This is a genomic window from Galbibacter marinus, from assembly GCF_000300875.1.
Lineage (GTDB): Bacteria > Bacteroidota > Bacteroidia > Flavobacteriales > Flavobacteriaceae > Galbibacter > Galbibacter marinus.
The window spans coordinates 1-16,496 of record NZ_AMSG01000003.1 but is presented as its reverse complement, the minus strand read 5'-3'; the positions used below and the strand labels follow the sequence as shown (position 1 = coordinate 16,496).

12 protein-coding genes and 1 pseudogene are annotated in these 16,496 nt (G+C 35.9%); 11 read left to right on the top strand and 2 right to left on the bottom strand.

The annotated features are described in order from the left end of the window. Positions 1-318 precede the first annotated feature (318 nt). A complete protein-coding gene (locus I215_RS03535) occupies positions 319-2,274 on the top strand; it encodes a heavy metal translocating P-type ATPase (protein ID WP_008990580.1) in 1,956 nt (651 codons plus the stop codon). On the opposite strand, the gene I215_RS03530 is transcribed toward I215_RS03535, so the two are convergent. Continuing rightward, positions 2,231-2,836, bottom strand: a complete 606-nt coding sequence (locus I215_RS03530; protein ID WP_051009163.1) for a pseudouridine synthase — start codon at positions 2,834-2,836, stop codon at positions 2,231-2,233. The two genes, I215_RS03535 and I215_RS03530, sit on opposite strands and share 44 nt — an antisense overlap. Before the next feature lie 117 nt (positions 2,837-2,953). Between I215_RS03530 and I215_RS03525 the strand changes: the two genes are divergently transcribed. The 5 genes from I215_RS03525 (at position 2,954) to I215_RS03505 (ending at position 10,027) form a co-directional block, all read left to right on the top strand. Then, complete coding sequence (locus I215_RS03525) at positions 2,954-4,231, top strand: serine hydrolase domain-containing protein (RefSeq protein WP_008990578.1); 1,278 nt, start codon at positions 2,954-2,956, stop codon at positions 4,229-4,231. 333 nt (positions 4,232-4,564) lie between these two features. Then, entirely contained in the window at positions 4,565-5,023 is a 459-nt protein-coding gene (locus tag I215_RS03520) for a (2Fe-2S)-binding protein (protein WP_008990577.1), read from the top strand. 36 nt (positions 5,024-5,059) lie between these two features. Then, positions 5,060-7,318, top strand: a complete 2,259-nt coding sequence (locus I215_RS03515; protein WP_040459803.1) for a xanthine dehydrogenase family protein molybdopterin-binding subunit — start codon at positions 5,060-5,062, stop codon at positions 7,316-7,318. A gap of 279 nt (positions 7,319-7,597) precedes the next feature. Continuing rightward, positions 7,598-8,587 (top strand): formylglycine-generating enzyme family protein, encoded by a 990-nt coding sequence (locus tag I215_RS03510; RefSeq protein ID WP_008990575.1) that lies wholly within the window; start codon positions 7,598-7,600, stop codon positions 8,585-8,587. 96 nt (positions 8,588-8,683) lie between these two features. Beyond that, entirely contained in the window at positions 8,684-10,027 is a 1,344-nt protein-coding gene (locus I215_RS03505; RefSeq protein WP_008990574.1) for a Gfo/Idh/MocA family protein, read from the top strand. Positions 10,028-10,159: 132 nt separating this feature from the next. Here the strand turns inward: I215_RS03505 and I215_RS03500 are convergent, their stop codons facing one another. Next, complete coding sequence (locus I215_RS03500) at positions 10,160-11,680, bottom strand: family 43 glycosylhydrolase (protein WP_008990573.1); 1,521 nt, start codon at positions 11,678-11,680, stop codon at positions 10,160-10,162. Between the two features lie 235 nt (positions 11,681-11,915). Here I215_RS03500 and I215_RS03495 point away from each other — a divergent pair, with 235 nt between their 5' ends. The 5 genes and pseudogenes from I215_RS03495 to I215_RS03475 form a co-directional block, all read left to right on the top strand. Then, positions 11,916-12,572, top strand: coding sequence for a hypothetical protein (locus tag I215_RS03495; protein WP_008990572.1), 657 nt, complete (start codon positions 11,916-11,918; stop codon positions 12,570-12,572). Between the two features lie 121 nt (positions 12,573-12,693). Continuing rightward, positions 12,694-14,433, top strand: a complete 1,740-nt coding sequence (locus tag I215_RS03490) for a leucine-rich repeat domain-containing protein (protein WP_008990571.1) — start codon at positions 12,694-12,696, stop codon at positions 14,431-14,433. Positions 14,434-14,633: 200 nt separating this feature from the next. Beyond that, on the top strand, positions 14,634-15,116 hold the full coding sequence (locus I215_RS03485; RefSeq protein ID WP_008990570.1) for an antitoxin Xre/MbcA/ParS toxin-binding domain-containing protein: 483 nt from the start codon (positions 14,634-14,636) through the stop codon (positions 15,114-15,116). Then, complete coding sequence (locus I215_RS03480; protein WP_162131552.1) at positions 15,064-15,591, top strand: RES family NAD+ phosphorylase; 528 nt, start codon at positions 15,064-15,066, stop codon at positions 15,589-15,591. Before I215_RS03485 ends, I215_RS03480 begins: the two co-directional genes overlap by 53 nt. 676 nt (positions 15,592-16,267) lie before the next feature. After that, positions 16,268-16,496, top strand: a pseudogene (locus I215_RS03475) (RHS repeat domain-containing protein); the annotation flags it as partial.

Here is a 16,496-nt window from a genome sequence, read left to right as displayed (position 1 = left end):
CTGTAATACGTACGCTTAATTTCTTGAAATAGATTATTGTGATGTGTTAAAAATTGGAATTTCAACGAACATTAGGAGCTGATGGACGATCGTTTGTAAGTGTAAATTATTGATTTTCAACAATTATTTTAAATTACTGATTTCACACATCTTTTTACATATTTTTTCACTTTCTCTTACAACTGATGGCCTTTACAATGACTAAATTTGTTTCCTTTAAGTGAGTTTGGACCTTAATTATAGGAGTTATTATGCAATTCCATTGCATGTCTATATAGGGTATTTTTGCCTTGTAGAAAGATTTAAAGACCGAATATTATGGAAAATAAAAACCAATATAGTACTGATTGCTCCTGCTGTGAAACTTCATCCGAGTCCCAAAATCAATCACCCAGCCTTAGTAATACTACAAATAATTATAAATTATACCTCCCGGCCATTTTTAGTTTTATTCTTCTAATGGTAGGACTAGGATTGGATTATACGAATGCTAGTTTTTTCAGTGGTTGGATACGGGTGTTATGGTATGTAGCTGCCTATCTACCTGTAGGGTATCCAGTGATAAAACAAGGATATTTACTTTTGTTAAAAGGAAACTTCTTTTCCGAATTTACCTTAATGGCAGTGGCTACCATTGGGGCTTTTGCTATTGGCGAATATCCTGAAGGCGTTGCTGTTATGTTATTTTACTCCATAGGTGAATTATTTCAAGGTGCAGCTGTTAGAAAGGCTAAAGGAAATATAAGGTCCTTACTAAACCAACGTTCATCTACGGTTATGGTATATGATGGCTTAAAATTCGTGGCTATGAAACCTGAACACGTGAATGTTGGATCTAGAATTCAGATTAAGGTAGGAGAGAAGCTAGCCTTAGACGGAGTATTAAACTCAGAAATGGCTAGCATGAACACATCTGCAATCACTGGGGAAAGCGTACCTAAGACTATTAGAAGAGGGGAGAAGGTATACGCAGGTTATATTAACACTGACCAAGTGATCGAAATGGAATCTACAAAAAAATATCAGGATAGTTCAATCGCTCGGATATTAGAAATGGTCGAACAGGCTAGTGCTAGAAAGTCTAAAACAGAACTGTTTATTCGAAGATTTGCCAAAATCTATACACCAATTGTATTTTTTGCTGCCTTGGCCATTACGCTATTACCATACCTGTTTGTGGATAATTATGTTTTTGAAGATTGGTTATATAAAGGACTTATCTTCTTGGTGCTTTCTTGTCCATGTGCCCTGGTGGTATCGATTCCTTTAGGATATTTTGGAGGGCTTGGGGCTGCTTCTAGAAATGGACTACTCTTTAAAGGAGCATCTTTTCTTGATGCTATTACCAAAGTCAACACTTTGGCTATGGATAAAACAGGCACCTTAACAAAAGGGAATTTTAAAATTCAATCCGTTGTTAGTCCAACAATGGAGCAAACGCAATTTTTAAACTACATAAAAAGTATAGAGAGTCAGTCCTCACATCCAATTGCTAAAGCAATACTGAATTACAATCCAAGGGTGGAATTGACTCACCAGGCTAGGGATGTAAAAGAAATTCCGGGTCAGGGATTAAGTGGTTATGTGAATGGTCACAAAGCCTTAGTAGGTAATCTTGAACTTATGATGACTCACCAAGTTAGGGTTCCTGAAAAGACGAAAAATATTGTTGAAACCGTCGTTTTTATGGCATTAGAAGGCGTTTATTCTGGTCATATCATTATTGCTGATCAGCTGAAGGATGATGCTAAAACAGGAATTGAAAGAATTAAAGCCACTGGGATAACAAATTTGATGATACTCTCTGGGGATAAACAAAGCATAACCTCAGAGCTTGGAAATACTTTAGACGTCTCAAAGGTCAAAGGAGATTTATTTCCAGAGGATAAACTTAAAGAGGTAGAAAAACTAAAGGAAGATCCTGAAAGTTTTGTTGCTTTTGTTGGAGATGGTATCAATGATGCCCCAGTATTAGCAATGAGTGATGTTGGGATTGCCATGGGGGGCTTGGGCAGCGATGTTGCTATTGAAACCGCGGATATTGTGATACAAACCGACCAAATTTCAAAAATAGCAACTGCCATTGAGATCGGTAAATCTACCCGAAATATTGTGTGGCAAAATATAGCATTAGCCTTTGGAGTGAAGCTCATGGTTCTTCTTATGGGTGCTTGGGGTGTGGCTAGTATGTGGGAAGCAGTATTTGCAGATGTAGGAGTGGCTTTTCTAGCTATTTTAAACGCTGTTCGATTGCAGCAAAAGCAGTGGAAGTAAGCTCGAGTACTTGGCCAGGCTGCATTGAATCTAAATAAACATCCCCTATCCGCACTCTTATTAGTCGTAAAGTAGGATGTCCTACTGCAGCAGTCATTTTACGGACTTGCCTGAATTTACCCTCCGTAATAGTGATGCTAATCCAAGAGGTCGGGCCATGCCTCTGGTCTCGAATTTTCTTTTCCCTTTCTGGTAGATTTGGAGTGTCAATGGATACAACTTCACAGGGTTGTGTAAGATATTTTTCACCATTTAAACCAATGTGAACTCCTTTGGATAGAGCATCTATGGATTTATCAGTAATTTGACCATCTAGCAAAGCGTAATATTGTTTTTCTATTCCGCTACGATTGATTTGATCGCTTAGTTTACCATCGGTAGTCATTAACAAAAGTCCTTCTGATTTTTCATCAAGACGGCCAATTGGCATCATTCCAGACTCAAAATCATACAACTCATTTAAAAATCGTTTTTTTTTCAATTGCCTAGTATCATTACTGGACAATTGGCTTATATAGCCGTATGGCTTAAAAAGTTTAAAATGTTTATGTGAATGGCTCATTGTGGCAAAAATATTAAAATTAAAAGTGGTCTTTACAATATAAATAAGTGCATTCACTTTAATAGAATTGGGAAAACTGTTTAATTTGTAGGTACTAACTATTAACTTAAATTAAAAATGAAGCTGCAAAAGAAACTTTACGCCCTAGTATTACTATTAGCTATCTTATCACAAAGTAATATTTATGCCCAGTCTTTTACTGAAACACAACCTGAAAAACTTGGCTTCTCCAGCGAAAGACTTGATTATTTAACCAAAACCTTTGAAGGATTCGTCGAAGATGACGCACTTCCGGGCTCCGTTATACTAGTGGCTAGAAAAGGTGAAATTGCGTATTATAAAGCATTCGGAAAAAGGGATATAGAACAGAATGATCAAATGGAGAAATCGGATATATTTCGAATTGCCTCGCAAACCAAAGCTACTGTTAGTGTTGGTATAATGATTTTACAGGAAAGAGGGTTACTTACCATTTCTGAACCAGTTGGAAAATATATTCCTGAATTTAATAAAACAACTGTAGCTGTAGCAGATCAGGATGGTGGATATACTATTGAGCCGGCTAATCGTGCAATTACAGTTAGAGATTTACTTACGCATACCGCTGGTGTTGGATACGGAAATGGGGTTGCAGCTGATAAATGGAAGGAAGCTGGGATCCAAGGGTGGTACTTTGCTGATAGAAAAGAGCCTATTTTAGAAACTGTAAAAAGAATGGCTAAACTTCCTTTTGATGCGCAGCCAGGAGAAAGGTTCGTTTATGGCTATTCTACTGATATTCTAGGAGCTCTTATTGAGGTGGTCTCAGGGGAAGATCTTAATGAATTTTTAAGTGAAAACTTATTTCAACCTTTGGGAATGAAGGATACACATTTTTACCTGCCCAAGGATAAAAAAGATAGACTTACGGTAGTGTATTCTGCAACAGAAACTGGGATTGAAAAAGCACCAAACCCAGGAACAATGATCGGGCAAGGAGCATATCTAAAAGGTCCACGAGTAAGTTATTCTGGTGGTGCTGGACTTTTAAGTACCGTATATGATTATGGTCGTTTTCTTCAAATGATGCTTAATAAAGGAGAATTGGATGGCACAAGAATCCTCTCGCGTAAGTCTGTGGAGCTAATGACAGTGGATCACATTGCTAATATTAAATTCCCATGGGAAAATGGAACTGGTTTTGGATTAGGCTTTTCTATTGTAAAGGAATTAGGTACGCGTGGAACAATGGGTTCTGTTGGTGAATATGGATGGGGAGGAGCATACCACTCTAGCTACTGGGTTGATCCTTCAGAGGATATGTTAGTCGTCTATTTGACACAAGTCATCCCAACTAAAATATCTGAGGATCATCAGAAGTTACCTGTTTTAATTTATCAGGCTATAGTAGATTAATCGCTAGTATTCCAAATCAAGCATTGATTGCATTATAGTTAGGATTTAGCTAATATTTAGTAGGATATTGTCAAAACAGATATCCTACTTGAAATTTTAATTCAATTAATTAGCTTAATTCAAAGGTTAGCAGGCCTCCTTTTGACGGAAGTAGGAATACACAAAGCCATCAAAGAGAATTGATAAGCATTATCATTCACTAAAAAGCACCGAACATAGCCACCCTCCATTTTTAGTATAAAATTGTTGATTAAAATGCAAAAAATATGCTAAAATTTTTTATTTAATTTCTGTAATTAATTCAAACTTAGTACCTTTTACCAAAATAACATTATGGCTACATTTAATCTAACTATCAACGGGGAGTCACGACAAGTAGACGTGGATCCTTCCACACCTATGCTTTGGGTACTCAGAGATCACTTTAAACTTGTAGGAACAAAATTTGGATGCGGAATTGCCCAATGTGGTGCATGTACGATTCATATTTCTGATGTCGCAGTTCGATCGTGCCAGTTACCGGTATCAGCAGTAGGTGAACAAGAAATCACTACCATTGAAGGGCTGTCTGAAAACGGAGATCATCCCGTGCAAAAAGCTTGGCTTGAACAAGACGTTCCTCAATGTGGTTACTGTCAAGCAGGGCAAATAATGTCAGCTTCAGCACTTTTGAAAGCAAATCCCAATCCAAGTGATGAGGAAATTGATCAGGCCATGGATGGCAATATTTGTCGTTGTGGTACTTACCTTAGAATCAAGAAAGCGATAAAGACAGCGTCCTCTACAATTTGAACCAGCTGTACTACTTAATCTTAAAAAACAAGAACTGTGACTTTAATAAAAACATCATACGGAAGAAGATCATTCCTTAAAACATCCGCCTTGGCAAGTGGTGGGCTCGTTGTAGGATTTAGTTGGTTAGCATCGTGTAACCCATCCACGAAGGATGTTGCAAAGATGCCAAAAGAATGGTTTGAAATAAATGGTTATCTCAAGATTGGTGACAATGGTCTAGCAACAATAATGTCTCCAAACCCTGAAATTGGACAAAACGTAAAAACATCGATGCCCATGATAGTTGCAGAGGAACTCGACATCGACTGGGACCATGTTATTGTTGAGCAAGCTCCACTAAATACAGCGATATTTACTCGGCAACTTGCAGGTGGAAGCGAATCAATTATGCACGGGTGGGATGGACTTCGAATGGCTGGAGCTACTGCCAGAGAAATGCTAAAGCAAGCAGCAGCCCAACAGTGGGAAGTCCCTATTAGCGAAGTAACTACTGATAGAGGAATTATTAGTCATAAGGCAACAAACAGAACTATGGGGTACGGAGAAGTGGCTTCTTTAGCTGCAAGTCTACCTGTACCAAAAGAAGTAGAACTCAAAAGCTACGATGAATTTAAAATAATTGGAAACTCCACAAGAAATGTTGATGGTTTAAAATTAGTAACTGGTAAGCCTTTATTTGGAATTGATCAATATCAAGAAGGAATGCTAATTGCGATGATCGTCGCTCCACCAGCCTTTGGATTAAAACTTAAATCATATGACGACGCTAAGGCGCGATCAATGCCTGGGGTTAAAGATATTTTCACTATCAACACCTATGAAAGTGTAAAAGGCAAAAGCATGTTTGATGTTGATGCTTTTCCAGAACTAATAGTTGTTGTAGGGAATACAACTTGGGAGGTAATGCAAGCCAAAAAAGCAATAGAAGCTCAGTGGGAGCCTTTTGAAGATTACCAAGAAAACTTTACTGGATTTTCAGGCCAAAACATCATATCCCAAAATGTTCCGGCTGGAAGAGAAAATAGTGAAGATCATTATAAAATAATGGAGGCGATGTCTCTAAAGGCTTCAAAAATTGCGCGAAAAGACGGTGATCCAGAAACTGCGTTTAAAGATGCAGCAAAGATTATAGAACGTAGTTATACAGCGCCGTTCTTATCCCACAGCACCATGGAACCTATGAATTTCTTTGCCGATGTAACTTCTGATAAAGCGATTCTAAGTGGACCCGTACAAACTCCAGAATTCATGGAGAAATCCGCTGCAGAAAGATTAGGGCTTCCATTGCATAAAGTGGAACTAAACATGACAAGGCAAGGTGGAGGCTTCGGACGACGTCTCTATGGCCATTTTGTAGTCGAGGCAGGTGTGATTTCTCAAAAGACAAAATCACCTATTAAGCTTATTTATACCCGTGAAGATGATATGACCTTTGGAACTTATCGTCCTGCATATCACGCAAGATATAGAGCAGCGCTTGATAAAGACAATAACTTAGTTGGGTTTCACGTAAGGGCAGGCGGAATACCAGAAAGTCCACTATTTGCCAATAGATTTCCAGCAGGGGCAGTTGATAATTACTTAGCTGAAACTTGGGATGTTCCTTCTAATATTACAGTGGGTGCCTTTAGAGCCCCACGTTCAAACTTTATCGCAGGGGTGGAACAAGCATTTTTAGATGAAGTTGCTGAAGAAGCTGGAAAAGATCCAATTGATTTTAGATTGGAACTATTTGAAAGAGCAAAAAATAACCCTGTAGGAGAGAGCAATGATTACGATCCCAATCGTTATGCTGGAGTTTTAGAGCTCGCCCGGGAGAAATCAGGTTGGGGTAGAGAATCTACCGAAGGAGTCTATAGAGGGGTTTCCGCATATTATTGTCATAATTCCTATGTAGCTAATATTTTGGACATGGTCATTGAGAACGATCAACCTGTAGTTAAAAAGGTATATGCTATAGTCGATTGTGGAATTGTTGTAAACCCAATTGCAGCAATTAATATGGTTGAAGGAGGGACCGTTGATGGAATCGGAAATGCTATGTATGGCGGATTAGTCTTTAAAGATGGAGCACCAATTCAAAACAATTTTGATCGTTATCGATTAATTAGACATAAGGAAAGTCCTAAAGAAATAGAAGTCCATTTTGTTGACAATAGCGAACACCCTACGGGACTGGGTGAACCCCCTTTTCCACCTGTAATGGGAGCACTAGCCAATGCTTTGTATAAAGCCACAGGCCAGCGCCATTACGATCAACCTTTTATTACTAACAAAAAGGTGATTGGGTAAAATAATGGTGTCATTCTATTTTTTGATATTTAAAAATAAACACGATAAAAAGAGTGTCAAAACATAAAACCTTTTGACACTTTTTTTATGGACTTACATTGTAACTATAACAAAATGGTTCTAAATTGTTTTTTGTAAAAAGTTAACATAGAAACTTCCTGTTTTTAATATGGGTAGAATCAAATTTTTGTTACCTTGTTATTTTTTAGATCAAATGGAAAAGTAAGCCATGAAAAACTCTAAAAACTAACAAAACGTAAATAACATACATTTCAACGAATGAAAATTACCTTCAGATTATTATTATCATCGCTTGCGCTATACTCTTTAAATAGCTACTCACAAGAACAAAAACCAGAAAATTACACTCAGAATATTGCCGGAAGTGAATTAACAATAGATATGGTAGGAATTCCAGCAGGAGAATTTCTAATGGGGAGCCCAGAGACAGAAGACAAAAGATTAGAAGACGAAGGACCACAACACAAGGTTAAACTCGATGCTTTTTGGATGTCATCTCATGAGATTACCTGGAAGCTTTACGACTTATACTTGCAACGCTCTTTAGATAATGTGGATAATCCAAATAAACCCAGTGATGTTGATCATGACATTGACGCTGTTGCTGGTGCAACTATACCTTATGTAGACATGAGTCTTGGGATGGGAAAAGGGGACAGTCTTCCTATTGGAAATGTAACACCTTTAGCCGCTTCTAAATTTTGTGAATGGTTATCTGCTAAAACTGGACATTTCTACAGACTTCCAACCGAAGCAGAATGGGAATATGCCGCTAGAGCAGGATCGCAAACAGCTTATCATTTTGGAGATGATCCGTCTGAACTAGGAGAGTATGCATGGTTTATGGATAATAGTGATGATCACTACCACAAAATAGGACAAAAGAAACCAAATCCTTGGGGACTATATGATATGTATGGTAATGTTGCAGAATGGACCTTAGATCAATACCTTCCAAATGCTTATAGTAAGCGTAAGAAAGTTACTGAAAATCCACATGAAGTTGCAACTGATCCATATCCTTGGTCATTAAGAGGTGGGTCTTACTACGATCAGGCAGAATATTTGAGAAGTGCTTCTCGTTATGGATCAACAGAAAATTGGAGGATGAGAGATCCACAATTTCCAAAAAGTTTATGGTGGAATACAGATGCGCCATTTGTTGGATTTAGAATTGTTAGGGATCCCACACCACCTTCAAAAGATGACTATGAAAAATATTGGGGAGAAAGTAACCCTACCAAATAGTACTTAAGATACTATTATATAGCAAAATAAATTATTAACCTTAAATTGCTAATATCGTTTTAGCGATTACAAAAAAACTATACTAATTATTTTATTATGAGAAAATCGGATAAAAAACCACTACTAAACATTAGTGGTTCTAGAAGGAGTTTCGTCAAAAGCACAGCGCTTTTTTCCGCCGGGATGATGCTTCCTGCAACAGAAATGAACGCTATGTTTAATGTTTTAAATGATAAAACTTTAAAAATAGCCTTAGTAGGTTGTGGCGGAAGAGGTACAGGTGCAGCAAATCAAGCGCTTAAAGCAGATGAGAACGTTCAACTTGTCGCCATGGCTGATGCTTTTGAAGACAGGCTTAATGGAAGTTTAAAACATCTTGAAAAGGAGTTTGAAGGAACTAAAAAGGTTAAAGTAAAAGAAAAAAATAAATTCGTTGGATTTGATGCTTACAAAAAAGCTATTGATTTAGCGGATGTAGTTATACTTACAACGCCTCCAGGTTTTAGACCATATCACTTTGAATACGCTGTAAATGCTGGAAAGCATGTTTTCATGGAAAAGCCAGTTGCGGTAGATATTCCTGGAATACGTAAAGTTCTGGAAATGGCTAAAGTTGCTAAAGCTAAAAAATTAAATGTGGTTGTTGGTTTGCAACGTCGATACCAAAAGAATTACATTGAAATTGAAAAACAAATCCGTGAAGGAGCTGTTGGACGAATCACCTCTGGTCAAGTATATTGGAACAGTAGTGGGGTTTGGGTAAATCCTAGAAAACCTGGCCAATCTGAACTTGATTACCAAATGAGAAACTGGTATTACTTTAACTGGTTATGTGGAGATCATATCTTAGAACAACACATTCACAACATAGATGTAGCAAACTGGTTCATCGGTGAATATCCAGTATCAGCCCAAGGAATGGGAGGACGATTGGTAAGAACTGGTCCTGAGCATGGAGAGATCTTTGATCATCATTTTGTAGAATTCAAATATCCTAGCGGTGCTATTATCTCTAGTCAGTGTAGGCATCAACCTGGTACTTGGTCAAAAGTTGGTGAAGATTTTCAAGGTACAAAAGGTATAGTAGATACCAATGATGCTGGTGCTGCAAGAATTGTAGGTTATGACAATGAAGACATCTTCTCTTATAGAGGTAGGAACGATCCAAACCCTTATCAACAGGAACATGATGATCTTTTCAAATCTATTCGTAACAAAGGCGTTATTAGCGATACAGAAAATGGTGCATATAGTACAATGACCGCTATAATGGGACGAATGGCAACTTATTCTGGTCAGGTTATAAACTGGGATGAAGCACTGAAATCTGAATTACAAATTATGCCTGCAGAAGTAACCTGGGATACAACACCTCCAACATTACCAAAAGAGGATGGTAATTACCCAATTCCAATGCCAGGAAAAACGAAAGTTATGTAAAAAATAACACTTATCGAAAAATAAGGTGGCATAAACCACCACGACTACTTCTTTAAGTATTCAAATTAAAAAAGAGCTTCAATTAATATACAATTTGAAGCTCTTTTTTAATTCTTAATTTTTAATATAGAATTACTCTAACATTGGTAATGCTTCATATTTGAAATTTTTAAAATGAACTTCACCTTCACCTATGGATACTAGTCCTATCCGCAAGCTTAAAAACCCACTTAGAACATTATGATGAATGGCTGAGACCTCCAAGGAACTTTCAATTTTATTCCAATTTTCTCCATCTAAACTGTAAAATTGATTTACAATATTATTGTTATTCACCAGTTTTAAATGTACTTTTTTATCTATAATACCTTTTTCCGTTTCAAACTGCCAACCTCTCAAATTGGCAAGAATATTCGCTTTATCAGCCAATATTCCCGATGCCGACTTTTCATTATAAAATAAAACTAAACCACCTATGGCATTTCCTTTTATTTCTAATTCTACTGAAACACTATAGGAATGATCCGCTGGCGAGATTAATAGGGGGGAACTGTCGGCTATTCCATTTCCTTTAGCTTTTAATTCTAAGGTGCTGTTTTGTATCTTATAACGATCCTTGTCAAAATCCCCGTAAAAATGCCATTTAGGATTAAGTTGGGAAGAGTCAAATGCATCACTGAGCTGATAGGTGCTTTTAGAGATTTTAGAGGTGGGCCTTTTAATTGGTTTGGAAATAGAAATGGATTCGGGCATTTTAAACCAACCATCTGAGGTCCACTCTAGTGGCGAAAGTAGGGTTTGTCTTCCTAAATTATAATGCTCCTTTTCATACCCGTGAAACACCATCCAAGGTTCGCCCGAGGCAGTTTCAAACACCGTGGCATGTCCCACTGATGCCCACTGATCTTCTGGATTTTCAGTTCTAATAATTGGGTTGTAAGGTGAGTTTTCCCAGGGGCCTAATGGTGATTTGGAACGTGCAGAGATTACCATATGCCCAGTAGGAGGGCCTGCGGTACCACCTTGAGCTACGGTAAGGTAATAATACTGTCCATGTTTAAAAAGTTTTGGGCCTTCCATACAGAAACATTCAATAATCCAATCCGATGGAATAGGCCAACCGTCATAAGAGTGTATTTCTTCACCTTTTACAGCTAATCCATCATCCGTTAAACGGATATAACCGCCGTTTGGAAAATATAAATAGCGATTACCATCTTCATCTGCTACATGACCAGGGTCAATATTTCCAATTTTAAGATCTATAGGGTCACTCCACGGCCCCTCCATTTTATCAGAAAATATCACGTAATTGGTGTTGTTAGAAGGAAAGTAGATATAATATTTATCCTTGTGTTTAATTAAATCAGGAGCCCATACTGAACCCACAGGTTTCTTTAAAGCATTGGTGAGTATAGACCAATTAATTAGATCTTTTGAATGCCATACAGTGAGTCCAGGATGATAATCAAATGAAGAATGTATCATGTAATAATCCTCACCATCCACTAAAATACTAGGATCAGGAAAATCTCCAGAAAATATTGGATTTTGATAATGAGTTGCCGGAATGTTAAGGTTGGGGCGTTGTTTCTGGGCATTTGACCACAAGAAACACACGACTAAAATAAAAAACAATGTGCTTTTTTTCATCTTTGAGTTTGTTAGTTTATCCAAATATACATATTAATGACAACTTATAGTCATTTTAGATATAAGCTTAGGTGGTTAGATTTATCATGGGTTAAATATTATAATAATCCTGCGTCTTGAAAGGAGGAAAAATACCAAATAAATGAAGCGATGATATACCTTTTAAACTATTGTGAATGAATATTATTTTTTAAAAACATTTTGATATCTTTAGAAGAAGAAAGTCAAAAAATTAATGAAACTATTTCTACTTGTTTGCATTCTATTATTTCCAACATTTATTGCATGTATTAATACAAGGGAAGACCGTTATATTTTTTTCCTGCATAATCGATTTTTAGAAACACATCATTTAAATGATCGTCATTTTGAATTTGGACGAACTGAGTACAGGGAAATTATCCATAAATTTGAAAACGCTGGATTTATAGTTTTAAGTGAGAAAAGGAATGGAAATGTAAATGCCAGGACTTATGCTGTTAAAATAAATGGACAAATTGATAGCCTCATTAATCAAGGTGTTCACCCCAATAATATTACTGTAATCGGAACATCAAAAGGTGGTTATATTGCACAATATGTTTCCACTTTGGCAAAAAATCAAGATTTGAATTTTGTTTTCATTGCGTCTTTTAGAGAATCTGACATTCGAAACATCCCAGAAATCAATTTTTGTGGAAACATCTTAACGATTTATGAAAAAACGGATCCATATGGGGTTTCAGCAATAGAGCGGAAAAATATCTCCAGTTGTACAATTGTAAATTTCAAAGAACTACAACTCAACACTGGAAAGGGACACGGTTTTATTTTTAAAGCGCTGAACCAATGGATTAAGCCAAGTATCGATTGGGCAAATGGGTACTACAAAATAGATACACAGAAGAAGTAAAATAGCGTGAATTCCAAATTTATTATTATCAGAATATTGGACTTATCTCATCGAATGATATTTTATTTCTCGAATAATTCAATTATATTCACAACCTCTAAACCATATATACTACCCAACCATGAATAAATTACATTACCTACTATTAGCTTTTATTATTATTCTTTCTTGTAGTAAAGATAAAGACGTCGAAGAAATTACCACACCAGTTGAAGAGGCTGAACCTGAAATTATCCAAAAAGAGAAAGGGCAGGGGAGACAGGCTTTCACTCTTGATTTTTCAACTACCTCTTCAAAAGATTTATCAATTAAAAGAATATATGAAATCGTTTACGAAGGACCAAATAATTCAAAATCTGGGTTCGCTTTAATCAGTATTAAAGACTCCGTTGGCGAACTCGTTTTTAACAGGGAAAAAGTCGACGTCCTTCTAACTGATAAAAATTATGTAACGAGCGAATTGGAGCTCGAAGCAGGAACATATAGTCTGACTGAGTTTATTCTGATAGATGTCAATGAAATTGCCATCGCAATGGTTCCTCAGGCGAAAGCTTCTCTAGGTAAGTTAACAGAAAATTCATTACCAATATCTTTTACTGTTAAGGATGAGGAGTTAACAGTCACCAAAGCAGAAAATATTGGAACAGACGGCTATACAAAGGAAGATTTCGGATATGACAACTTGGATCTAGACTTTCCAAATTCAACAGATTTCTTTAGCTTGGTGGTTGACGAAACAATTGGGGGTAAACCTAAATCTATCGTTATTGAATCAATGACAAATTCCGTTTATCAAGTGGACTGGGGAGATGGGACTATTGAGAAATATTATCCTGATCTAGGTAACGTATTTGAAGTAAATGAACTTAAACATACCTATGAACTACCAGGGCTTTATACTATAGAAATTAGTGGTCCATTAGAAACTATTCAAGGATTACGTTTTTACAGCACATATGAGGGAGGTGCATATTCAACTAATTTAATTTCAGCTGACTTGAGTAAATTAAAGTTACTCAATAATTTAGAGCTATATTATGGCAAACTAACGACTCTTAACACTTCGGAAAACACCCTTTTAGAAAGTTTAGAACTTGGATATAATGAAATTGAAACGTTAGATCTTAAAAATAACCTTGAATTGAAAAATCTATCACTACACGATAATCAGCTAGCGAATTTAGATATTTCAAAAAATAAAGAACTAGAATTTTTATGGTTGGCAACAAATCAAATTTCATCAATAGACATTCAAAATAATACCGCACTTAAAGTGGTATCCTTTCGAGAAAATCAGCTTAGGGAACTGGATCTTTCAAAAAATATAAGCCTAGTTCGTATTGACATATCTGATAACAAATTGAGTGAACTATCAACTTCGAATAATATAAGTTTAGGAGAAATAAACGTAGGCAGAAATTTACTTACCGGTATTGATTTCTCAAAGAATGTCAACCTTGAACGTATTGATTTATACGGAAATAAGATAGTTGATATTGACCTATCTTTTAATACCAAATTAAAGAATCTCTATATTAATAATAACCTGTTGGAAATAATTGATATATCTAACAATGTTGAAATTGACAGATTAATTGTCGAGGGAAATAATCTTACCACATTAGATATTGCAAACAATCCAAAAATTTTCGATCTCGAAATAGGGGGCAACCAATTTTCAGGTAAACAACTAGATGAAATCATATCACTTGTTTACGATCGTACAGTTTCAAATTCGATTTTTGATGGTTACATAAATTTCAAAAATAACCCTGGGACCGAAGAATTAGATGATACAACACTTCAGAAGATTAATGATCTAGTTGTTAATTATAATTGGTTTTTTAACAATAATAATTAAATGAAAACGCCAATTAGTTCTACGGAATAATTTGCCGCTCTTTCAATATATTTTTCTTATGCTAAGAACTTGGGCTTATATGTGTCCAAGTCAATATATTTTATCCAATAAGCTAAAAATTAATGATTTACATGGAATATGTTTTGTATATTGCATTTGCATATTTGTATTATTGCAAATGCAAATTAATATAGAATATTATGGTACATACAAAAGATCAAAAGCACAATAAAAATGCCATATCCATTACTATTCCAGAAGATAACTTATCTAAGGAGTACATATTGGATCCAGAACTAGGCAATCTATTTCTAAAGGATCCTCGTGGCGGATATAATGAGAGTTCCCATTTGGATTTCAGTGAAATTGATAAAATGATGGTTTATCTAGGATATAATCAATCTGAAGTCGCAGATCTGTTAGATATTGACAACTCTACAGTGACAAGGTGGAAAAAAAAAGATTCTAAGCTTGATAGATATAGATCTGAATACATATATAAAATTGATAATTTACTTTCAATTGGAAAAAGAATTTTTGGTAATCTAGAAGATCTAAAACACTGGTTATCTACAGATAATGTGGCATTAGGGAACCAGAAACCAATCACACTAATAAAAAATAATAGAGTTGATAGCGTGGTTAAAGCATTACATAGCCTTTCATGGGGGAATTATTTATAGGATGATAGTTTATAGAATTTACGAAGATTTACCTAATAGAACAGCTAAAAGTTATGGAAGAGCTCAGGGGAGGTGGAATGACTCTATTTATCCTGTAATTTATACCTCGTCAGTACCATCACTTTGCATGATGGAGCTTTATTCAATTCATGGACCAAGAATTGGAACTAAGAACTTTGTTATTGCCATGTTAAATATCCAAATAGATGAACCAAATCTTCCTTATATAGAGTCAAATACACTACCAACAAATTGGAATGCCATACCATCACAGTACACAACACAAAGTATCGGGAACCAATGGTTAAACAATCTGGAATCATTATTTTTAAAAGTTCCATCTGCTAGATTACCAATGGAAGTTTATAATATTGAATACAACGTACTTATAAATCCTTTTCATCCGAATTTCCATATAAAAGTAAAACCCATTAAAGAATATAGGTTTAAATTTAATTTAAATCAATTTGACTAGATTAATTAAATGGTATACCTAGCGTAAATTGGTTTTTAGATGTTTACTATTCATATGTTGTTTTTATTGTAATACGAAAAACACACATACCAAATATTTTATTTAGATAAGCAACAAACTATTAACATGATCCGTGAACGCTGCGCAAGAAAAGAATATTAAATAACACTTTGAAAAAAATCTACCGCATATATTTTCATCTTTACAGTGAGAAGACAATCTTAGAAAGTCTGTAAAAAGTAAAGAACAATGATGTTCATAGAAAGGTCTTTATCCTAAGTTATGTTAACTCAATTAGACATCATAAGTATTTCATATATTTGCACCACAATGCCCAATTATGTAAAGATAGCTTTGGAAAGGGCTACTGCCCTCGCCCTTTTTGTCAACGCTTTTTTACCGCTTAAAATCAATGGTAAACATCAAAAAAGTGTTGCAGGGCATTTTGAGGGTTGTAGCCCAAGCGTGGAAAGGAAGCAGGGAAAATACAGAGGCTTTTGAGTAAGCGAGAAAACTGGATTTTACCTGCGTGGGAATTACCTGATTAAATTATAATGTTATCTTTATCGTCCGAATGGGTTGCAAGAAAATCACATATCAAAATTTTTCATTTTTGGAGGTCGTCCACTGAAAAAAGGCGACCGCAAAATTTATTTTTGGCTTAAATAGAGACCACTTGGGGAACGTTCGGTTGTACTGCTCTGACACCGATGATAATGGAGCAATCGACCCCGGTACTGAAATCTTGGACGAGAAAAACTACTATCCTTTTGGTTTGAAGCACAAAGGATATAATCATGGAACTTCATCATTAGGGAACAGTGTAGCCCAACGTTGGAAGTACAATGGCAAGGAGCATGATGAAAGTTTAGACATCAACACCTATGATTTTGGTGCTAGGAATT

Excerpts from the sequence above, each read along its gene's own strand:
- I215_RS03510 (WP_008990575.1), top strand. The coding sequence starts at position 7,598 with ATGAAAATTACCTTCAGATTATTATTATCATCGCTTGCGCTATACTCT.
- I215_RS03505 (WP_008990574.1), top strand. The coding sequence starts at position 8,684 with ATGAGAAAATCGGATAAAAAACCACTACTAAACATTAGTGGTTCTAGA.
- I215_RS03485 (WP_008990570.1), top strand. The coding sequence starts at position 14,634 with ATGGTACATACAAAAGATCAAAAGCACAATAAAAATGCCATATCCATT.
- I215_RS03535 (WP_008990580.1), top strand. The coding sequence starts at position 319 with ATGGAAAATAAAAACCAATATAGTACTGATTGCTCCTGCTGTGAAACT.
- I215_RS03525 (WP_008990578.1), top strand. The coding sequence starts at position 2,954 with ATGAAGCTGCAAAAGAAACTTTACGCCCTAGTATTACTATTAGCTATC.
- I215_RS03500 (WP_008990573.1), bottom strand. The coding sequence starts at position 11,680 with ATGAAAAAAAGCACATTGTTTTTTATTTTAGTCGTGTGTTTCTTGTGG.
- I215_RS03490 (WP_008990571.1), top strand. The coding sequence starts at position 12,694 with ATGAATAAATTACATTACCTACTATTAGCTTTTATTATTATTCTTTCT.
- I215_RS03520 (WP_008990577.1), top strand. The coding sequence starts at position 4,565 with ATGGCTACATTTAATCTAACTATCAACGGGGAGTCACGACAAGTAGAC.
- I215_RS03495 (WP_008990572.1), top strand. The coding sequence starts at position 11,916 with ATGAAACTATTTCTACTTGTTTGCATTCTATTATTTCCAACATTTATT.
- I215_RS03530 (WP_051009163.1), bottom strand. The coding sequence starts at position 2,836 with ATGAGCCATTCACATAAACATTTTAAACTTTTTAAGCCATACGGCTAT.